At 32.1% G+C, this 20,715-nt stretch carries 20 protein-coding genes; 3 read left to right on the top strand and 17 right to left on the bottom strand.

What is annotated here, in order from left to right; genetic code table 11:
* Positions 1 to 13 precede the first annotated feature (13 nt).
* The 5 genes from JG780_RS03755 to JG780_RS03735 are packed head-to-tail and all read right to left on the bottom strand — an operon-like array spanning position 14 to position 5,367.
* Positions 14 to 1,891, bottom strand: coding sequence for an NADH-ubiquinone oxidoreductase-F iron-sulfur binding region domain-containing protein (locus JG780_RS03755; RefSeq protein ID WP_004100355.1), 1,878 nt, complete (start codon positions 1,889 to 1,891; stop codon positions 14 to 16).
* Position 1,892: 1 nt separating this feature from the next.
* Positions 1,893 to 2,366 carry an NADH-quinone oxidoreductase subunit NuoE family protein gene (locus JG780_RS03750; RefSeq protein ID WP_004100354.1) on the bottom strand — a complete coding sequence of 158 codons (474 nt, stop codon included), beginning with the start codon at positions 2,364 to 2,366 and terminating at the stop codon, positions 1,893 to 1,895.
* A gap of 11 nt (positions 2,367 to 2,377) precedes the next feature.
* Entirely contained in the window at positions 2,378 to 3,517 is a 1,140-nt protein-coding gene (locus JG780_RS03745) for a SpoIIE family protein phosphatase (protein WP_114702970.1), read from the bottom strand.
* Positions 3,504 to 5,108: a [Fe-Fe] hydrogenase large subunit C-terminal domain-containing protein gene (locus JG780_RS03740; RefSeq protein ID WP_004100350.1), complete on the bottom strand. Its 1,605-nt coding sequence runs from the start codon at positions 5,106 to 5,108 to the stop codon at positions 3,504 to 3,506. The genes JG780_RS03745 and JG780_RS03740 overlap by 14 nt, the downstream gene beginning before the upstream one ends.
* A 1-nt stretch (position 5,109) precedes the next feature.
* The gene (locus tag JG780_RS03735) at positions 5,110 to 5,367 is read right to left on the bottom strand and encodes an NAD(P)H-dependent oxidoreductase subunit E (RefSeq protein ID WP_258167446.1); all 258 of its coding nucleotides are present in this window, start codon (positions 5,365 to 5,367) and stop codon (positions 5,110 to 5,112) included.
* A gap of 636 nt (positions 5,368 to 6,003) precedes the next feature.
* On the opposite strand from JG780_RS03735, the gene JG780_RS03730 reads away from it, so the two are divergent.
* From JG780_RS03730 to JG780_RS03720, 3 genes are read left to right on the top strand one after another with little or no spacing between them, the layout of a single operon-like run.
* Positions 6,004 to 6,636, top strand: coding sequence for a hypothetical protein (locus JG780_RS03730; RefSeq protein ID WP_004100347.1), 633 nt, complete (start codon positions 6,004 to 6,006; stop codon positions 6,634 to 6,636).
* Positions 6,626 to 7,783, top strand: coding sequence for a vWA domain-containing protein (locus JG780_RS03725; protein WP_012579793.1), 1,158 nt, complete (start codon positions 6,626 to 6,628; stop codon positions 7,781 to 7,783). Before JG780_RS03730 ends, JG780_RS03725 begins: the two co-directional genes overlap by 11 nt.
* A gap of 16 nt (positions 7,784 to 7,799) precedes the next feature.
* On the top strand, positions 7,800 to 8,897 hold the full coding sequence (locus JG780_RS03720) for an ABC transporter permease (RefSeq protein WP_287569236.1): 1,098 nt from the start codon (positions 7,800 to 7,802) through the stop codon (positions 8,895 to 8,897).
* A gap of 20 nt (positions 8,898 to 8,917) precedes the next feature.
* Here the strand turns inward: JG780_RS03720 and ndk are convergent, their stop codons facing one another.
* The 12 genes from ndk to JG780_RS03660 all read right to left on the bottom strand — a co-directional run.
* Positions 8,918 to 9,361, bottom strand: coding sequence for a nucleoside-diphosphate kinase (ndk, locus tag JG780_RS03715; protein WP_004100342.1), 444 nt, complete (start codon positions 9,359 to 9,361; stop codon positions 8,918 to 8,920).
* 90 nt (positions 9,362 to 9,451) lie between these two features.
* Complete coding sequence (locus JG780_RS03710) at positions 9,452 to 10,411, bottom strand: glycoside hydrolase family 5 protein (RefSeq protein ID WP_287569235.1); 960 nt, start codon at positions 10,409 to 10,411, stop codon at positions 9,452 to 9,454.
* A gap of 44 nt (positions 10,412 to 10,455) precedes the next feature.
* Positions 10,456 to 11,460 carry a LacI family DNA-binding transcriptional regulator gene (locus tag JG780_RS03705; protein WP_287569234.1) on the bottom strand — a complete coding sequence of 335 codons (1,005 nt, stop codon included), beginning with the start codon at positions 11,458 to 11,460 and terminating at the stop codon, positions 10,456 to 10,458.
* A 19-nt stretch (positions 11,461 to 11,479) separates the two neighbouring features.
* Entirely contained in the window at positions 11,480 to 12,877 is a 1,398-nt protein-coding gene (gene bgaS, locus JG780_RS03700; protein WP_287569233.1) for a beta-galactosidase BgaS, read from the bottom strand.
* 23 nt (positions 12,878 to 12,900) lie between these two features.
* The gene (locus JG780_RS03695) at positions 12,901 to 13,875 is read right to left on the bottom strand and encodes a glycoside hydrolase family 130 protein (RefSeq protein ID WP_287569231.1); all 975 of its coding nucleotides are present in this window, start codon (positions 13,873 to 13,875) and stop codon (positions 12,901 to 12,903) included.
* Between the two features lie 19 nt (positions 13,876 to 13,894).
* Positions 13,895 to 14,812: an ABC transporter ATP-binding protein gene (locus JG780_RS03690; RefSeq protein WP_004100328.1), complete on the bottom strand. Its 918-nt coding sequence runs from the start codon at positions 14,810 to 14,812 to the stop codon at positions 13,895 to 13,897.
* Positions 14,805 to 15,761, bottom strand: a complete 957-nt coding sequence (locus tag JG780_RS03685; RefSeq protein WP_004100326.1) for an ABC transporter ATP-binding protein — start codon at positions 15,759 to 15,761, stop codon at positions 14,805 to 14,807. The genes JG780_RS03690 and JG780_RS03685 overlap by 8 nt, the downstream gene beginning before the upstream one ends.
* A 22-nt stretch (positions 15,762 to 15,783) precedes the next feature.
* Positions 15,784 to 16,626, bottom strand: a complete 843-nt coding sequence (locus JG780_RS03680; RefSeq protein WP_004100324.1) for an ABC transporter permease — start codon at positions 16,624 to 16,626, stop codon at positions 15,784 to 15,786.
* On the bottom strand, positions 16,626 to 17,615 hold the full coding sequence (locus tag JG780_RS03675; RefSeq protein ID WP_004100322.1) for an ABC transporter permease: 990 nt from the start codon (positions 17,613 to 17,615) through the stop codon (positions 16,626 to 16,628). The genes JG780_RS03680 and JG780_RS03675 overlap by 1 nt, the downstream gene beginning before the upstream one ends.
* An 18-nt stretch (positions 17,616 to 17,633) precedes the next feature.
* Positions 17,634 to 19,316, bottom strand: a complete 1,683-nt coding sequence (locus tag JG780_RS03670) for an ABC transporter substrate-binding protein (protein ID WP_287569230.1) — start codon at positions 19,314 to 19,316, stop codon at positions 17,634 to 17,636.
* A gap of 231 nt (positions 19,317 to 19,547) precedes the next feature.
* Positions 19,548 to 20,096, bottom strand: coding sequence for a hypothetical protein (locus JG780_RS03665; RefSeq protein WP_232617838.1), 549 nt, complete (start codon positions 20,094 to 20,096; stop codon positions 19,548 to 19,550).
* Positions 20,089 to 20,715 (bottom strand): penicillin-binding transpeptidase domain-containing protein (locus tag JG780_RS03660; RefSeq protein WP_287569229.1); only part of this gene is annotated, 627 nt, incomplete at its 5' end. The genes JG780_RS03665 and JG780_RS03660, both read right to left, overlap by 8 nt.

Genomic DNA, 20,715 nt, shown 5'->3' with positions numbered 1-20,715 from the left:
CGATCGCCTCCCATTAAACCAATTCTATTGCGTTAAATTTACATTTTTCGAAACAAATACCACATTTTACACATTTTTCCTGGTCTATTACATATGGTTTACCTCTCTCACCGCTAATTGCTCCTTGTGGACATGCTCTTGCACAAAGGCTACAGCTCTTACAAAGCTCTGGATTAATAACGTATTTTCTGAGTGCCGTACAGGTTCCACTTGGACATTTTCCGTTAATATGTTCCATATATTCATCTCTAAAGTGTTTTAAAGTACTCAAAATTGGATTTGGAGCAGTTTTTCCAAGTCCACACAAAGAAGCTGTTTTTACTATTTTTGCAAGGCTCTCAAGGTTTTCAAGATCTTCATGTGTTGCTTTTCCTTGGGTAAATTTCTCTAAAATTGTATAAGATTGCATTGTTCCTTCTCTACAAGGCACGCACTTTCCACATGATTCCCTCTTGGTAAAGTCTAGGAAAAACCTTGCAACTTCAACCATACAACTATCTTCAGTTATAGCAACAATACCTCCTGAACCAACCATTGCATCAACAGACTTCAACGTATCGTAGTCAAGTGGCAAATCAAAATACTTTTCTGGCAAACATGCACCTGATGGTCCTCCGATCTGAATTGCTTTTAGTTTCTTACCTTCTACTGTTCCTCCACAAATATTTTCTAAAACGTACCTTATTGTTGTTCCAAATTCTATTTCAATAATTCCAGTTAGTTTAAGAGGACCTGTAACAGAAAACATCTTCGTTCCAGGTGATTTTTCTACGCCACGTTTTCTGTAATTTTCAACACCATCTCTAATTATCTTTGCAATATTTGCATATGTTTCGACATTATTTATGAGTGTTGGATAACCCCATAGTCCTTTTTGTGCAGGAAATGGTGGTCTTGGTCTTGGAACCCCTCTTTTTCCTTCAATTGAAGCAAGAAGTGCCGTTTCTTCTCCACATACAAATGCACCGGCTCCTTCTTTTACTTCTAGATCAAAAGAAAAACCAGTTCCAAGAATATTTTCTCCAAGTAATCCCATTTTCTTTGCATCATTTATTGCTTTATTAAACATTTCTACAGCAATCGGATATTCTGCACGAATATAGGCATATCCCTTTTGAGCTCCAACTGTATATGCTGCAATTATCATTCCTTCTAAAACTGAATGTGGATCCCTTTCAAGAAGTGTTCTATTCATGAACGCACCTGGGTCACCCTCATCTGCGTTACAAACAACAAATTTCTTATCACCTTTTGCTTTGTATGTAAATTCCCATTTTAGTCCAGTTGGAAATCCTCCACCACCTCTACCTCTAAGTCCAGATGCCTTAACCGTTTCGATTACTTCTTCTGGTTTCATTGAGGATAAAACTTTTAAAAGTGATTTGTATCCACCACGTCCCATATAATCTTCTATCTTTTCACATTCACTCGTACCAATACCTTCCATAATGTAGAAGGTTTGGTTTTTAAAGAATGTTGCATCTTCAAGCTTGGTTATTTTTTGGCCTGTAACTGAATCCGTTAAAAGAAGCCTTTCAATTAGTCCTCCGCGTTCTATAGTTTTTTCAACTATTTCTTCAACATCATCTAACCTTACATGTGAATATGTAATTCCTTCAGGCATTATTTTTACAAGTGGCCCAAGCGAGCAAAGTCCACAACACCCTGTTTTCCTTACTACATCACTTTCATCATCATCTATTGTTTCAACTTTCACATCAAGACCTTTTTCTCTAATAACTTCAACAAATTTCTTGTATACCTTTCTTGAACCATTTGCAGTACAACCTGTTCCAACACAAACATATATTGACTTATCTTTTAATCTTTGTTCTCTAAGTTCTTGTTGTTTTTCTATATAGCTTAATGCTTCTTGAATTGTCTTAAACATATTATCTATCATCTCCTTCTTTAAGTTTTCTTAAAATTTCTTTTGTTTTCTCAGGAGTGAGATTTCCATAAACTTCACCATTAATAACCATTGCTGGTGCAAGTGCACATGCTCCAAGACAACCAACTTTATCTAAACTAAATTTAAGATCTTGAGTAACCTCCCCAGGCTTTACTCCAACTTCTTCTTCAATTGCTTTTATAAGGCTCATAGAACCTTCCATATGACATGCTGTTCCATCACAAATTAAAATAGTATATTCTCCCTTTGGTTTAAGTGAAAATTGTGCGTAAAAGGTTGCAACACCAAATATCTTTGCAGGAGGTATATCAAGTGCAACTGAAAGATAATTCACAACTTCTTTTGGAATATGTCTGTACTCTTTTTGCACGTCAAGAAGTATCTTTATTAAGTTCTTTTTTTCATATCCATGTTTTTTTAAAATTTCTTCAACTTTTTCAAAATTTCTTTCCATCACTGCACCTCCTAAAAATATTCGAGATTAATTATTTTTCCTCTTTTTTCAAGTATCTTCGAAATATCGTTTATCAGCCTAAATTTTAAAGAAATATCATGTGTAAATAATGGATTTTGATGTGCTGGATTTATTGCTCTTCCCACAAGAAAATTTATTACATCTGCATCTTCTAACATCTCAATTAATTTTTTTGCCCCAATACCAAGTTCTTCTATTTGATTCTCATAATATCTAAAAACTTGTGTTAAGGTTATTATTCCTTCTGTTACAAGATCTACTCCTTCCATATACCCTATTGGCGGCGAATTTTTTGAAATTGTTCTAACGTCTACATCTATATTTTTTCCTGTTATTCTTTCAACTATTTGACCAGTTGTTCCACCACATATAACCTTCTTACCTCTTGAATTTAAAAGTTTTTCAACAACTATTCTATCTTTACTCTCGTCTTCAGGGGGCCCCACCATTATGGTCAAAACTCTTTTCTCCCTTATTTTCAAACCTGCTATTAATGCATCATCACCTTTTGAATACCTATCGAGCTTTTCTGCTAATCTAATCATATGCTTGACAATATTTTCATGTTCTACCTTGTTTTTTAAAAGATTTTTTAACTCAAAAATTATATTTTCTTCTCCAAATCCAAATGGATACATATCAGTTCCCATTCCTGCTTGAGATATTCCATCTGTCATTAAAAATATCGAGTCACCTATTTTGATATCTATTTCACTAACTGTCAATTTTTTATTTTCTACTTTTTTCACAATCTTTTTTAAATTTAAAAGCTCGCCATTTCTAAAATAAAAAATCAAAGGAAACTCATATTCAAAAATAGTACACCTTTTTTTCTTGTAGTCTATTAAACATGTAGCAAGCGTTGAATAACTTATTTTTCTTACCTTACATGTGGGAAGTGTAGATATAATAGATGTAAAAACTTCTTTTATAGGTACATCATTAAAAACCATCGTCGTTGCCATCGTAGCTGTTAACGTTGATAATATATTTGCTTTAACACCACTTCCCAAGCCGTCTGAAACACTAACTACGCACTTTTCTTCGTTTCTTTTTATCTTTATAGAATCTCCACAGACCCATTCGCCTTTTTTATTTTTCGACGCATAATTTATCTCACAAGTAATCATTTTCTTCCTCCATGTATCTTTTAAATTCCGTAAAATGAGACTTTGTTTCTGCAATAGATTCTCCTAAAAGGCTTGCAATTTCTTGAGCTAATAGCATTTGTTTATTTAAAACCTCTTCAATCTTTTCAATTGTCTGCTTCTTTATTATCTTTACCCTTTCTTCTTGCTCTAGCTCTTTTGTAACATCTGTTAAAATAAATACTTCACCACTATCCTCTGGTAAACTAAATTTTTTAACGAAAAACTTCAAATTTTTGTTATTTAAAGCTATCTCCTTGAATTCACTTTGCTCTACATCTTTTAAAATTTCCCATAACTTTTTGTTAGATAAACTCATAAAAGTAAGGCGAGCTGCTTTATTTTTGTAATTTATATTTCCATCTTTTACAATTAATATAAGGTTTGGTGTTTCTTCTACAACCATATTACTGACAGTAGAAACTTTATCTATAAGGTAAGTTATACACATTTCCTTTTCAGCCTTCTTTTCAAGAACTGCAATTGCCTTTTCTCTGCAAGTATCATACCCACACGCACTACAATTTAACTCCTTAGATTTGTCTGTTTTACCTATCGAGAATAAAACTTCTTGAATTTGTTGTTCTGTGTAATTGTGATAATGTTTTTTATCCTTGAACTCTCTTTTTAAATCTAATTCAACATTTTCTATTGCCAGTCCTTCGGGAATTTTTTTAATATTTTGAGATAATCTTATTCTTTTTTCAAGCTGACTTATATCTTTTCTTGATGCAGGACCTTCTATACACCCTCCAATACATGCAGACATTTCTACAAAATAATTCCCATCTATATCATCAACTCTATCTAAAAAATCTTTTATATTCTTTACTCCCTCAACATTAAAAACTTGTTCAAAAGTTTCTCCAAGAGTTTTTAATATTCCACCAGAAATAGGATAAAATCTTGCTAATTTTGGATGCGGCTCCTGTGGAAAATCATCTTCAAAATCAAATATATCTACCTTTTCAGATTCTAAAAATTTTTCAAGTTCTTCAAATGTTAAGACCAAATCATATTCTTCCTCAAGCTCACGCTTTTTAGCAATACAAGGACTAATAAAAACTAGGGGATAATTTCCAAAATATTGCTTTAAGAACCTTGCATGTGCGATTGCTGGAGAAACTACCGGTGATAAATATTTAATTTTTTCGGGATAATATTTCTCAACTAAATCAACCACCACTGGGCATGCTGTGCTAATCTTTATTCCTGAAAGCTTTTTATACTCATTGGAAACTAATTCAGCTCCAATTGAAGTTTCACTAATAATAGCTCCATTTTTCTTTAAATAAGAAATAACTTTGAAAGGTTCATCAAAGTGAGAAAAAAACGAAGGAGAAACAGATACCAAGAATTTCTTTCCAAAAAAATATTTCAATCGTTCATATTCAAATAAATATTTTTTTGCATCTTGCGGGCAAACTTCAATACACTTACCACACAATACACATTCACTATCAATAACTTTCGAAATATTATCAGAAAACGATATAGACTTTACAGGACAATTCCTAAGGCATTTATAACAATATTTACAATTAGCTTGATTTGAAATAATATACTTTTCCATATTAATTCCCTTCTTTTAGGAATTTTTCAATTTTTTCCTTAACATTATCCGGAGTAACACTAGAAATCAACACTCCATCTATCTCAATGTTTATTCCATTAGCACATTTTCCAAAACATAACGAACCATACAACTTAACACCTTCAAGATTCATCTCTTTGATTTTCTCTACTACTTCATACGAACCCTTTAAATGGCAAGAACTTCCCATACAAATTTTTATAACCATATAATCACCTATTTTATTCGTGAAAAATATAACGTTATTATTTTCACGATTATTTTAACCTGATAATTCAAATATGTCAACACGTGAATTTTTTAGCATACAGTCACTTAAAATTAATTTTTCTGTTTTTAAGCCTTGTTTTTGAAAAAAATCAAATTTATTAATATATATTAAACAAAAATAGAGCCAAAAGCCCTCCTTTTTATTATTCAAATATGATATTGGTTGCCTTATTTTTCAAAAACAAATTTTAAAACTATTTCTTCTTCATAGACATATTTTAAACATAAATAGCACTTTAAATAGCTAAACTTAGATAGAGGTTTTCTTCTATTGCTCTAGGTAGATTCTAAACGGGATAAACCCAAGAGCTATTCAAAACTTGAGGAATTGTCAGGTTTTCACTCCTCTTCAAAGAAATATTTTTAATTAGCTTTTTGAAACTTGTTTTTTTCTTAATTTTTTGAAAATATCATTCTTTCCCTTTTATTTTTTAGATAGTTAATTAGTTACTTTCTTTTTTTCATCTTTTTTTTACCTATCTTTAGTTAACCTTTATGTTAAATCAATTACTTCCTCATAGGTAGATTCTAAACTTTTTTGTTTTTAAATTTCCATTGGGTTATAATTTATGATATAATTTTTTTGGTAAAGGAGGGGCTTTTTTTGAAAAAATTAATTACAATTATTCTTATATCTATCTCTATTTTCTCCTTCTCAATGAAATTTGGATTCTCAACTTCTCAAGGAGTATGGTTTTCTGAAAAAATAGAAAATTTTAGAATAAGGATAGGCTATCCTTATTCTCAGTTTGGCTTGATTGTTCCTTCTGAATTCTTAGACTATGGTATAAATATAGGCTATTTGTTAAACAATTCAAATAGTTTACTAGAAGTATTCTTTGATACTTCTATTAACAATTTTTACTTTAAATCTTTTGTAAAAACTTCCTTCCACGCACCAGAAAATTACGATGAAACTACAGAGACCGGAAGAATATACGTTGGTATGGCTCCGGCATATTATTTTACAAAAAATATTAGATTAGATTTTAATTTTGAGTATTCCGCTGTATATTTATACTATGATCCTGGAAGCGAAACTGGTTTTCCTTCTATTTTTAATACTGAAGATATTTTTAGGTACAACATTGAATTACTTGTATCATACTTTATGAAAGATATTAGAATCTTTCTAGGAATGAGTTTCAAGTATAGATGGATTGATTATCTTTCATTGCCACTTTTCAATGATCAGCTCGTTAGCTTTGGAATAGAGGTTGAAGTAAATGGTTATTGAAAAAGCCTTTCAAAATTTAATGAAAAAAAGTCCTTTCTATGCTTACCTTCTTTTAGGAGTTGTTTTAAAAGAAGACAATAATGTTAAAACAATGTCAATTAAATTCACCAAAAATGGTGAAATTCTTTTTTTATACAACAAAAAGATAAACAAAAAACCAATTTGGTTTGTTGAATCATTGATATTACACGAACTTATGCACATTATAAATCAGCATTTTAGGATAAAGCCAAAAAATAATAGAGAAAAAAAGATATGGGATCTTGCAATGGATGCTGCTATCAATCAATATATTCCAGAACTCGATGCAAGAAGTGTTCCATTAAACGTATTGATTCAAGAAGGCCATGGCGTTGATAATGAATATATGTTTGCTGCACCACCACCATTTATGATTAACAAAACCGCTGAGGAATATTTTGATTGGATGATGAAGGAATTTGAAAAAAAAGGAGATTTTGATATAGAAGCTCTGCCAGATTCTTTGGATGATCATAACTTTGAATCAGATTTACCAATAGAAATGATAATAGAAATAACTAAAGACAAAGTAGGAAAAGCATTCAACATGTTTGGAAAAGAACTTGAATCGGGACTGAAACAAAATATCAACATATCACTTCAAAAATCAACTCTTGACTGGGAGACTTTAATAAGAAGATTTTCAAATGCTAGTATAAAGGGAGACAAATATAGGACACCTTTAAGGCCAAACAGAAGATATGATGACCAACCTGGCTGGAAATATGAATACAACTCAAAACTTGCCGTTATTGTAGACACAAGCGCGAGTATTATTGAAGAAGAATTAAATCAGTTTCTAACTGAAATTGAAAAAATAGCAAAATACGATTCAAAACTTCTTTTAATACAAGTTGACCAGGCAGTTACAATGGTTACGGAGTATTCTTCGGGAAAATGGAAAGATTTAGAAATATATGGTGGAGGAGAGACAAACTTACAACCGGCAGTTGATTTAGCACAATCGCACAATGTTGAAGGGATTATTATATTTACAGACGGCCATGTTGATGTACCTGTTGTAAAAAGAAGAGTTCTATTTGTTCTATCTTCAAAGCATAATCCTGATTTCATAGAAGATGCAGTAAGAATATATGGAAGAAGTTCAATAGTAATTTTAAAGTAAAAGGGGTAGATTGTCTGTGAGAGTATGGTATGAATTTAAAAGGCTTCTTGGAAAACCTTTAAATATAATTCTAATTATTTTATTACCAGTTGTTTTAACAATAGCAAGTATAATATTTTTTAATGGATTTGGAGTTACTAGTATCAAGTTAGGAGTATATAATCTAGATAATTCACCTCTATCAAAGTTTACCATCAAACTTGTTATGTCATTTTTTAAAGGAGGAACCCTAACTTACGTAGATGGAGATTACTCGCGGTTTCTACAAAATGGTGAACTAAATGCCGTAATGGTTATACCTGAAAACTTTACAGATGCACTATATAAAGGCGAAAAGGTAAATATTGACTTTATCCCTAGCCCTGTTGATTTACAACTTTCTGTTGGAATATATAATGTTTTAAATTCTGTATTTAATGATTTAAGCGGCTCACCATTTTTTAATCCGCAGGTTTTAAGATATTTATTTGTCAGCAATGAAACGCCAGCTCCAAGTTTTGTTCCTAAAACAAAAAACTTTAAAACTGATTTTGGTTATTTATTTTCCCCCGCTATTTTATTTTTATCAGTGATCTTTATAATTTTATCTATTGGTGTATTAACGGTTGTCAACGACAGAGACCTTGGATTAATATCAATATTCAAAGTAAATAATGAAAAATGGTACGTATATGGATTAAACAAATTTTTGGCACTGTTCTTTCTAGGACTATTCGTATCTATAGCTGTTTACATAGCAGGATATTTTTTGGGAATAAAGATAGAACTATCTATATTCTTACCTTTATCCATTGTTGGAATAGTATTTCACGCATCACTTGCATTAATAATGTCTTGTCTTTCTCAAAACAGGGCAATTTCGAATATATTTGGCGTTTCTCTGTCAATGTTTTTCTTTTTTACAAGCGGAAGTATAACGCCAGTCACAACACTTCCAAAATTCATGTTCAAACTTTCCAGTTTCACCCCAGCATATAGATTAACTTATGCTATTAGAAATTATCAACTTAATGGCGTTAGTATAAAAAGCGACTTTTTATACCTTTTATATTTATCAATCGCAACATTTATTGTTATGCTCTTGTTAATTAGAAAGGAATTTTCAAAAAAATAAGTGGCACTCTGCTACTTATTTTAAATATCATCTTGAACATCAAGGTAGTAATCTATAATTTCATCATCAGAAAAGAATATTTTGTATTCTCTCTCAAAGTTCTCTTTTGAATCGCTCGCATGAATTAAGTTTTTAGTTATTGTAAGCGCAAACTCACCTCTAATTGTACCGGTTCCTGCTTTTAACGGATCTGTATCTCCAATTATATGTCTTACCATCTCGATTACTCGTGGTGCTTCTACTATCATTGCAACGATTGGTCCGCCCGTTACAAAATCTATTAAATCGTTGTAAAAGCTTTTACCTTTGTGCATTTCATACAATTTTTCTGCTTGTTGCTTGCTCATCCATAAAAGTTTTAATGCTACTATTTTTATTCCCCTCTGTTCAAATCTTTTTATTATTTCTCCAACTAAACCTCTTCTTACTGCATTTGGTTTTAAATACACAAAAGTTCTTTCCATATTTACACCTCCAATTTAATAGTACATAAATATTATACAACAAAAAAATCCAGCCATATTGGCTGGATTAAAAAGCAAATATAAATCATTTTATTTTCCAAAAACAGCGTTTAACAATCCTTCATTCCAAGTATTTGTTATTTTATTGTAAAGCCCAAAACCAGAACAAAATTCCCAATAACAAATTGAAAATCCAAATTCTCTAGCAATTTGACTTACTGCTTTAGTCCATTTTATTCGAGAGTCCATATCTGCCTTCGAGTAAGCCCCAAATTCTCCTAAAAATATTGGAACATTGTACTTTTTTGAAAAGGAATCTACATATTCAAAATGTGATTTTATCTGTTCTATTTCATAACTTTTTGCACTCCACTTAACACCCACCGGAAGGCGCGGATTTATCCATTCGGCACCTTGATGAGTAAAGTTAAATGGTTCATAGTAGTGAAAAGATACAATTAAATATGGATCATTTACAAGTTTTAGCTGATTGATGTAATTGTAATTTCCCCAATGAGGCACATCTACTATTACAATTCTTGATGGGTTTGTTTTCCTGATTTCTTTTAAAACTTTTGGATACAAATCATTCCATTTTTCTGGGGTTAAATTTTTTGCAGGTTCGTTATATATTTCAAAATAAAGCTTGTCAGAATAATCTTTAAAGAAGCTTGATACTTGTTTCCAAATTTCTAAAAGAACTTCTCCGTACTTTTCCGGGTTTTCATATAACTCCTCAAAATGATGGCAATTAATTATTACAATCAAATCATTTTCTAAAGCCTTGTCAACCACATGTTTTACTCTTTCTAAAAAATCCTTTTCTATTGTATAAGGTGGTTTATCTAAAATATGCGCAGACCATCTAATAGGTATTCTAACCGAATCAAATCCTTTTTCTTTTATTATTTCAAAATATTCATCTTTTATAACCACTCCCCATGCACCTTCAAATGGTGCTTCAAGCGCATTTCCCATGTTAATTCCTATACCTATCATTTTATTGTAATCAAATGCCGTAAGTTTTTTATTTTCACCAAACAGCAGCACAGAAATCACCACCAAAACTAATGTAAAGACTTTAAAAAAGTTCCTCATGGTTCCACCTTCTTTACAGACTTTCTCTCAATTAATTTTGTAGGGAGAACAACATTTCTTGGTATCTTTGGGCCTTTTCCAAGTATTCTTTCTATTAAAAGTTGTGCAGCAGTTAATCCCATTTCCCGCCTTGGTTGATGTATTGTTGTAAGGGGTGGGTATAAGTACTCAGAAACTGGACCATTATCGTACCCAATAATTGAGACGTCATCTGGAACCCTTAGGCCATGATCGTACAATGCCCTTAAAGCACCTATCGATGCCCAGTCATTTACAGCAAAAATAGCTGTAAATTTTAAACCATGCTTTTTTAAAAAACTTTCTACTGCCTCATATCCGTCGCTTGGATTATATCCACTATGTTCTGAAAAGTATACTTGTACATCTTTATGCTTTCTTAAAAATTTTTCTATACCTTTTTCTCTATTTTTAGATGCAGGAGATTTTTCAACCCCTCTAATGTATAAAATATTCCTGTGTCCCATATTGTAAAGATATTTCATTGCACTACGTGCACCTGAAACATTATCGATATTGACAGAATCACAAAGAATTTCTTCAATATAATAGTCTAATGCAACAATGGGGACACCGCTGTTAATAAATGGCTCTAAATAGTCGGTATCCCCAAACAACTCACAAAGAATAATACCATCTATTTTTCTCTTGAAGTATTGGTCTAATACATGTTTTTCTTCTTCCGGAGACATTTTAGGAACTGAAACCATTATTTCAAAGCCATGAACAGAGGCGTATTCTTCAATTGCCATAAGTATTTCATTATAATGATATCCCTTTAAATCAGGGACCATAACTCCTAGAGTATAAAATAGTTCTGAGCGATTCCTCAGTGATGGCATGGGTTTATACCCTAGCTTTTTAATAACTTTAATAACTTTTTTTCTAGTGTCATCACTTACATTTTTTGCGCCATTTATTACTCTTGAAACTGTTGCTATAGAAACACCTGCATGTTCTGCAACATCTTTTATAGTTACCAAAAATCTCACCCTCTTTTAATCAAAAATTCATTAATCCGTACGGATCATATCCTTTAAACTTATCAATAGTTCTTTCTTTTATTATTTCTCTTAAAATATACATAGAAGGCCTTGGAATATAAGTTTTTCTTTCAAAATCTGTATAGGCAAGTCCAAATCTTTTACCATAACCTTTTGCCCATTCATAATTATCTATTATTGACCAATGAAGGTATCCTTTTACTGGCACTCCTTCGTTTATTGCTTTTTCTACTGCATAAAGGTGGGAAATAATATAAAAGCTTCTGTATTTATCACTTGAATCTGCTATACCATTTTCCGTTATATAGATTTGCTTTCCATATCTATTGTATATTTCTTTGAGAATATTATAAAGCCCTTCTGGATATATCTCCCAACCAATTTCGCTTGAAGGTCTTTTTGAATTTGCAAAACCATCTTCAACACATGAATACCCATAACCACTAAGAGTATACCAATTTAATTCATAATTATCAATTTTTATAGGAACCAAAAGTCGGTCTATAACAGCCCTTGTATAATAATTTACACCTACAAAGTCAATTTTATCCTTTACTCTATCCATATAATTCCAGTTATTTAAAAACATTGCACTTTCGAATATTTCTTCATCATTATTAACTGTATCATACCACGTAAATGAATAAATAACTCCAACTGGCTTGTCTGTATGTTTTTTTATAGCATCATAAGCAAGGTTATGTGCTAAAGCTTGATTTTCAAGACTTTTTAGATACCATGAAGGATTAAAATAGCTTGGTGGAAAACCTGCACTTGTTTGAAAATAACCAAGCTGACTTACTACGTGAGGTTCATTCATTGAAGACCACATATCAACAATATCTTTAAATTTCCATGCGATGTATTCTGCATATTTAGCAAATTCTATTGGTGCATCATCACTTACCCAACCAAGCTTTTCTGTTTCCTTTCCTTTGTGTACATTTATTGGATCATGAAGCCAAAGTGGTAAAGTAAAGTGTGACAAATTAACAATAGCTACAAGTCCTTTGCTTTTTATGTCTTCTAATACATCTCTATAATGTTCAATCGCCTTTTTATCAGCTAGTTGATCAAGTTTTTCTAACATGTTAGGATCATCTAAGCTAATATCTTTTGTGCTTTCTTTGAAAATTCTTGACCATTCTATTCCAATTCTTAAAGCATTCATTCCAAATTCTTTTGCAAGATTGTGAACGGCCTTGTAATTAGTATAATATCCTGCACCATATTCAGGAAGATCCCCACTAACTTTCCCATTAATTATATTTCCTAAGTCTCTTACCCAAACAAACCAATCTGTGTTTTTGTCTAATTCCTCTTCATTATTTGGATTTCCCATTTCAAACTGAAACCCAGACAAAGATGCTCCAAATAAAAAGTCTTTAGAGAACATTTTAATCCCTCCAAATCTAAAAATTAGTTTTCATACTTTAGCCAGTCAATAATTTCATGTAAGTATCCAAAAGCAAGTGAAACAACCGTATCAGCTGCTCCGTAATATAGAGCTAATCTACCGGTTTCTGAATCTACTAAACAAGCAACAGGAAAAACAACATTTGGTACATCACCGACGCATTCATACGGTTTTTGCGGTGATAAAAGGTAAGATTTTGACCTCTTAATTACTTTCCATGGTTTATCCAAATCAAGTAATGCAGCACCAAAGCTGTACACATAACCATTACAGGAGAGCAAAACACCGTGGTAAAATAAAAGCCAACCTTCATCCGTTTCAATTGGAGAAGGTCCTGCTCCTATTTTAAGAGATTGCCATGGCGTATAACCACTTTTCATAACGAGTCTATGCACACCCCAATGTATCATATCTGGACTTTCGCTATAGAATATATCACCAAATGGAGTATGTCCGTTATCAGAAGGCCTGCTGAGCATTGCATATTTTCCATTTATTTTTCTTGGAAAAAGGACTCCATTTCTATTAAAAGGCAAAAATGCATTCTCCATTTGATAAAATTTTTCAAAGTCAAATGTATAACCAACACCAATAGTTGGGCCATTGTAACCATTACACCAGGTTATCCAGTATCTGTCCTCAATAAAAGTAACTCTTGGATCATACTTGTATTCACTTTTTAACTCATCTCTTGTTTCCTGAATAAATTCTATTGGTTTGTCATCTATCTTCCAGTTGATTCCATCATTACTAAATCCCCTTCTTATATTCATGTTTCTTGCCCTATCATCTACTCTAAATACACCTGCAAATGTATCCTTGAATGGAACAACTGCACTGTTAAATATACTGTTAGCATCCTTTGCTTGATCTCTTTTAATAATCGGATTATTTGAATATCGCCAAATGAGTTCACTTGAATCTTTTGGTCTTTCCTGCCAAGGAATATTTGAAAGTTTTCCCGCAAAAATTTTCATTCTACTATCACTCCTTAGTTTATTTTTTTACACAAGCAACGTAGTGTTCTTCTTCAACCTTTTTTAGCTGAACATTTTTACATTCTTTATCCGCCAAAGGACATCTATCGTAAAATTTGCAGTATCCTGGAGGAGTTCGTCTGCTTTCTGCAATGAGTTCTTCCTTTGTCCATTTCTTATTCATAGTTGGAACTGAATTCATCAACATTATAGTGTAAGGATGTAATGGATTATTAAAAACTTTTTCTGTATCACCATATTCCATTATTGATCCTCTGTATAAAATTATTGTCTTATCACTTGTATAATATCCAAGTGATAAATCATGCGTTATAAATAATACTGAGAGTCCCTTTTCCTTTAAATCAATCAAAATATTTAATATATCTATCCTTGTTGAAGCATCAAGCATACTTATAATTTCATCAGCAACCAAAAACTTTGTTTCCATTAACAGAGTACGAGCAATTAATAATCTTTGAAGTTGTCCTCCACTTAATTGATGTGGGAATTTACCAAGAATTTCTTTTGGATTTAATCCTACCTCTGATATGACCTTCTCTACTTTTTCATTCCATTTATCTTTGTCAGTTTTTGGATAAAATTCTTCTCTTACCATATCAAAAACTCTATTGATCTTAAATATAGGATTGTACGAACTAAACGGATCCTGAAAAACTCCCTGCACATACCTATAGTATTCTTTGTTTTTAAGATTTTTAATATTCTTTCCTTGGAAAAGAATCTCACCAGACGTTGGTTTTATAAGTTTTAATATCAACTTTCCTATAGTTGTCTTTCCACTTCCGCTTTCTCCTATCAAAGAAACTATTTGATTGTCATCTATTTTAAAAGAAACGTTATCAACCGCATAAAACTTTTCTTTACCAAACGAACCAATGCTATAGGCTTTTGTCAAGTTTGTAACTTCAATCATTCTTATTCACCTTCCAACAGTAAGCAATATGATTATCTTCTACTTGAACTTTAGGTGGTTCACTGTCACATTGACTTGAATAAAATGGACATCTATCTTTAAATCTACAACCCTTTGGAGGATTTAAAAGTTGTGGAGGTCTTCCTGGTATTCCTTTTAATCTTGTATCTGTATATCTGATTCCAACCTCCGGAAGTGAAGAAAGAAGCATTTTGGTATAAGGATGTACAGGATTTTCTATTATTTGCTGTGTGGTACCTATTTCGGCAACTTTTCCTGCGTACATTACCATTATTCTATCAGCAATTTGATATAAGACTGAGAGGTCATGAGTTACAAAGATTAATGATTTTACAATTCCTTCATCTTTGAAACCTTTAATCATTAAACAAACGGATTTTTGTGAAGATACATCCAAAGCTGAAGTTACCTCATCTGCAATTAACAATGAGGGATTAAGTAACGTGCTTATAACCATTACCAATCTTTGCTTCATACCACCTGAAAGTTCAATAGGATACATTTTTAAAACTCTTTCTGGAAGATTTACAAATTTTAACCTCTCTATTAATCTATCATGTATACTGTCATAGTTTATACCTTTACTCTTTAATACTTCTTTTATATAAACACCTATTTTTCTTGTTGGATTTAAAGCATCCATTGCATACTGAGGAATTATAGACAATCGTTTATACCTAAAATCATTCATCTTTTCAAAATCGTTTATTGGTAAAAGCTCATTGTCTAAAATTACGTTTCCTCCAAAATAGTTTAAAGGAGGTTTTAAAAGTATAAGTCCATTTACTAAAGTAGATTTACCACATCCTGATTCACCAGCAAGCCCTAAAATTTCATTGTCTTTAAGATCAAAACTAACGTCATCAACAGCCTTAACATAGCCTTTTAGTGTTTTATAGTACAATTTCAAACCGTTAACGGCAAGCATTCTCTATACCAACTCCTTTTGCTTACATTTCCCTTAATTTTGGATTAAATACTTCATCTAGCCCTGTATTCATAAAGTACAATGCACCTACAATGAGGGTTATAACCAATCCAGGTGGAATTGCCCACCACCACATTCCAAGCTGAATTGCATTCCATAGAACTGCATTTTGCATCATTAATCCTAAAGATATTCCCTGAGTTGGGCCAAGACCAATAAAATCAAGACCAACAGCTGCAAGGATCGCACCACCAAATTGTAATATAAATACCATAAAAACATATGAAAGCATATTTGGAAGTATTTCATAAAGGATTATTTTTAAGTGAGACCTTCCTGTAATCCTAGCAAGATTTACAAATTCCCTCATTTTCAACGACAATGTCTGAGACCTTACGGCCCTTGCAGTCCAAGGCCATGCAGTAAGACCTATTATTACACTCTGTATAAAGACTCCTCTATATGGTAAATAAGATGCAACTATTATTAATAGAGCAAGAGTTGGAATAACGAGTAATATGTTAGTAAGCATCATTAAAATTTCATCAATAATTCCACCTTCGTATCCTGCAAAAAAACCTACAATTAGCCCCACAAAAGTTGCAAGTCCTCCACCAATCAATCCTACAAAAAATGAGCTTCTTAGACCAAATACAAGTTGGGTAAAAACATCTTGACCAAAGGTTGTTGTACCAAGCCAAAATTCTTTGCTTGGAGGTTGGTATCCCATACCAACATATTCTAGTGGATCTTTATATTTTGATATATAGGGGCCAAAAATTGCAAGCAAGAGGAAAAATAAAACAATTGAAAGCCCAATATTTAATTTTTTATTCCTAAATGCAAAAAACATTATTTCCCTCATTATGCTTCACCACCGTAAGAATATCTAATTCTTGGATCAAGAATCATATACACAAGATCGACCGTGAAATTTGCAACAAGAACACCAATGATTATAAATAAGAAACATCCTTGAATTAGGAAATAATCTTGGTTTAAGATAGCTTGCGTTAATATATATCCAACTCCTGGGTAAGAAAATACAACTTCAGTTGCCACTTGTCCTGCAATTACTGTACCAAGTTGAAGTGCAAGACCAGTTACCTGAGGAAGTATTGCATTTCTAAAAGTGTATTTTTTTATAAGGCTTCTTTTAACTCCCATTGTTTCTAAAAACCTTACGTAATTGTTTTCAAGTTCGTAAATAACCATATTTCTCATACCAATAGCCCAACCACCTAATTGGACAATGAAAAGTGATAAAAATGGTAAAATCCAATGTTTTAAAAAGTCAGCTATAAAAGTCCAGGAAAAATGAGGCCTTAAGGAAAAGCTGTAAGCACCTGCAATAGGTACCCATCTTAAAACAACACCGAAAAAGTATGCAAGCAAAATACCAAGCCACAGATATGGTGCACCTGTTAAGAAATACATTACTGGTAACATAAATGAATCAAACTTTTTTCTTCTTGCAGCAAATGCACCAAGATTATTTCCTATAATCCAGCTTATTAAAATTGAAGGAATTAGTAATCCCAAGGAATATGGTAATGCGCTTTTTAAAACATCAAGTACAGGTTTTGGATAAAGATAAATGCTAATTCCTAAATCACCTTTAAAGAAGGCTATCCAAAAATTCACATACTGAGTCCATAGTGGTTGATCAAGGCCAAAAGCTTTTGTAAGATAACTGTACATAACTTTTGCTGCATCAGGAAGACCGGAAAACCTTGAAACAAGAACGAGTATGGGATTCCCAGGCATCAGCCTGGGAATCAACCAATCTATAGTTACAGCGAAAATGAAAGTAAGAATGTAAATGATTATCTTATTTCTCAAGTATTTTTTCATCTGATACACCTCTTAGAATTATTTATTATCAAGCCCTAATAACATCATAACTCCACCAGTTTGCCATCTTCCTGCCCAAGTGACTGGATAGGCATATGGATTCTTTTCGCTTGGCCAATTCTTCCATACCTGAGTACTTGCTTGGAACCAAAGACCATTAAACCAAAGTGGAATTGCTGGCATTTCATTAAGGAATATAGTTGCTATTTTTTCTGTAATTTCCTTGTTTGCTTGGATATCATCCATTGGTGTCATATTCATTTGTGTAATAAGATCAAACAATTCTTGATTTACATATCTTCCAAAGTTTCCATTGTACATGTATTTATCTATATTTGAATTGAACAACCAGTTATACATAGTCCATGGAGTTGCAGTCAAATTACTATTGAAGTTATTTATAGCCATATCAAATTTTCCACTTGTTAAATCTTCCCAATACTTACTGTAATCTGGGAATTTTGCTTCAGCATTTATACCAATTTCTCTAAATTGTGCTGCAATTATCTTTATAGATTCCATCCAGTCTGTCCAACCAAATGGAACAATTATATCAAATTTAAATGGCTTTCCATCTGGAGTTTCCCTGAATCCATCATTATTTACATCTTTGTATCCTGCTTCATCAAGTAATTTTTTAGCCATTTCTTTATCAGGTCTGAATCCATATTTTTTTACAGCATTTTCTGGATAGAACTTCATCCAACCTTTAACTGGTAAGAATCCAACAGGATTTGATGCAAGAACTTGTCCTTCAAATACTTTTTCTGATATAACTGCTGGATTTATTGCAAATGCAAGTGCTCTTCTTAATTTTGGATCATCAAGTGGTTTCTTTGTTGTGTTTAAGAATAAGAAAACTGTATTGTCTGAAAGCATATATGGTTTATTATCATACCAAGTATGTACTGTACTGTACATTTTCTTCAAGGTTGGAACTCCTGGAAGGAAGAAGTTTGAGATATCAAGTTCACCTTTCATTATCATTCCAAGTGCTACATTATTACTCAAAACTCTTAGATATACAACTCTTTTTGGTTTTGGTTTTCCAAATACATCAATTCCCCACCAATCTTCATTTCTAAGATAGACCATTCTATCATCACTGTAAGTTTCAAAAAGATAAGGACCTGTACCAATTGCTTTTTCATTTGAACCACTTAATATTTCTTCTTTTGTGCGGTTTGCCCAAATGTGTTCAGGAATGATAGGAAGTTGATAAAGTTGGTAGGTCCATTCATGGTATCTTGGAGAATCGAATGTGAAAACAACTGTGTAAGGATCAGGAGTTTCTACTTTTGAAAGCCAAGTCCATATTGAGCTGTAGGAAATTTCAGAGTATTTTTTTGCAATTTCGAATGTAAATTTCACATCTTTTGAAGTGAATGGATAACCATCGTGCCATCTTACGCCTTTTCTAATTTTGATTTCATAGGTATTACTTGATGTCCATTTTCCGCTTTCAGCAAGCCAAGGAATCATTTCGTCTTTTAAAGGATCATATGCAAAAAGTGTTTCATAAATCAAACCAACAGTTCCCGTTACAGCATTCCATGGAGTAATTGGATTCCAGTTTGATGGTGGTGCCCAAAGACCTCCTCCAGCATACAATGTTTCATCCCTTTTGTAAACAACATCATCTGCAAAAACAACTAATGCAAATACCGACAAAATTACAAAAAGCGTGAAAATCTTTTTCATACTACCCCCTCCTTTTAAAGTATAATATAGGTTTTAAAATAGACACTACACAAGACTACATCTGAATTATACCAATGTAAATGTTTACAATTATAATCCGGTTAAATCTGAAATGTTAAGCTAGTATAAAGAAAAATAAAAAAATTAAAAGTTAAAACATAAAAAGCCATATATTTAAAAAAAATAGAGCATCCTAGATTGGATGCTCAAAATTTAGTTAATATTTATCTTCTATATGAACCTATCTTTATAACTTAAAACTTCAACGTATCTATAATTTGTTGAAAGTGCCTTTAAAACTTCAAACATTTCTCCCTCAGGATACTTTGTTAAAACAAATGTTGAGTCTTCAAGATAAACTTTTGGTAGAACCTTTACTATATCAATAAATCCATATTCTTCTGGAAAAACCTTTTCTTGTTCTAGTGGTTCCTTACATTCTTGAATGTTTTCTTGACCGATTAGTTTAACAAGTGAAATATTGTATGTTTTAGAATAAAGTTCTTTGAATGCTGCATCTATTGCAAAGATAACCTTTGGATGATTTGGAAAATACTTTTCAAGTTTATATGGTATTTCAAATGCATCTTCTATATTAGCTTTTTCTACAATATATCTGTACTCTTCAATAGCTCCCATGATCGTTTTATAATTTTCTCCTTTTGATCTTTCAGGTATGATTGCACCAATTCCAATATTCTTGTCATCTGTAATTTCTATTACTACATACTCTCCAAAATCTGCTTTTTTAAGATTATAAAAGAACTTCAACTTAACCACCTCCAAGCATATTCCATAAAGTTATTGTAATCTCTTGAGAAACAGTATTCATGTATGAAAGAAATTCAAGAAGTGAATCTTCATCAAAAGTTTTTAAGATACCTGCCAGCTCTTCAATTGTCAGAGTACCTTCTTTTATCATGTTGTATAGGTATTCATAGTCAATGTATTTCATAGGATCATTTCTAATAACATTTAATTTTCTATATGTTGAGCTTATTACAAAAGGAGTTTTCCCTATATCCGTTTTTAACGCAATTTTACGCCAGATAGGCGCAACATCTCTTCCACCTAGTAGATCTTTTCCATCCTGTGAAATAATCATCATTTTTTCTCCATCTGCACCCATAAACCATGCAAATTGCTCCGCAGTACCAGTTTTCCCCGCAATTTCCCTACCATCTATGTATGCTCTAACACCTGTTCCATATTTTACGACATCTTTGAGTAGATTAATCATCAAATAACTTGCTTCCATAGTGCTCCTTTTTGAGGAAGGAATTACATTAACTATTTTCGGTCTTGCCTTGTACTGTACAATACCATTGTAATTAATAACTTCATCTACAATGTGAGGCTTTACAACAACCCCACTGTTAAATATTCCAGAAAAGCCCTT

Source organism: Thermosipho sp. (in: thermotogales) (assembly GCF_020054775.1).
GTDB lineage: Bacteria > Thermotogota > Thermotogae > Thermotogales > Fervidobacteriaceae > Thermosipho > Thermosipho africanus.
This window is presented reverse-complemented; position numbering and strand designations above follow the sequence as displayed.

Excerpts from the sequence above, each read along its gene's own strand:
- JG780_RS03685 (WP_004100326.1), bottom strand. The coding sequence starts at position 15,761 with ATGCTTGCCGTTAACGGTTTGAAATTGTACTATAAAACACTAAAAGGC.
- JG780_RS03680 (WP_004100324.1), bottom strand. The coding sequence starts at position 16,626 with ATGAGGGAAATAATGTTTTTTGCATTTAGGAATAAAAAATTAAATATT.
- bgaS (WP_287569233.1), bottom strand. The coding sequence starts at position 12,877 with ATGTTCTCTAAAGACTTTTTATTTGGAGCATCTTTGTCTGGGTTTCAG.
- JG780_RS03740 (WP_004100350.1), bottom strand. The coding sequence starts at position 5,108 with ATGGAAAAGTATATTATTTCAAATCAAGCTAATTGTAAATATTGTTAT.
- JG780_RS03745 (WP_114702970.1), bottom strand. The coding sequence starts at position 3,517 with ATGATTACTTGTGAGATAAATTATGCGTCGAAAAATAAAAAAGGCGAA.
- JG780_RS03670 (WP_287569230.1), bottom strand. The coding sequence starts at position 19,316 with ATGAAAAAGATTTTCACGCTTTTTGTAATTTTGTCGGTATTTGCATTA.
- JG780_RS03690 (WP_004100328.1), bottom strand. The coding sequence starts at position 14,812 with ATGATTGAAGTTACAAACTTGACAAAAGCCTATAGCATTGGTTCGTTT.
- JG780_RS03750 (WP_004100354.1), bottom strand. The coding sequence starts at position 2,366 with ATGGAAAGAAATTTTGAAAAAGTTGAAGAAATTTTAAAAAAACATGGA.
- JG780_RS03725 (WP_012579793.1), top strand. The coding sequence starts at position 6,626 with ATGGTTATTGAAAAAGCCTTTCAAAATTTAATGAAAAAAAGTCCTTTC.
- JG780_RS03695 (WP_287569231.1), bottom strand. The coding sequence starts at position 13,875 with ATGAAAATTTTTGCGGGAAAACTTTCAAATATTCCTTGGCAGGAAAGA.
- JG780_RS03675 (WP_004100322.1), bottom strand. The coding sequence starts at position 17,615 with ATGAAAAAATACTTGAGAAATAAGATAATCATTTACATTCTTACTTTC.
- ndk (WP_004100342.1), bottom strand. The coding sequence starts at position 9,361 with ATGGAAAGAACTTTTGTGTATTTAAAACCAAATGCAGTAAGAAGAGGT.
- JG780_RS03755 (WP_004100355.1), bottom strand. The coding sequence starts at position 1,891 with ATGTTTAAGACAATTCAAGAAGCATTAAGCTATATAGAAAAACAACAA.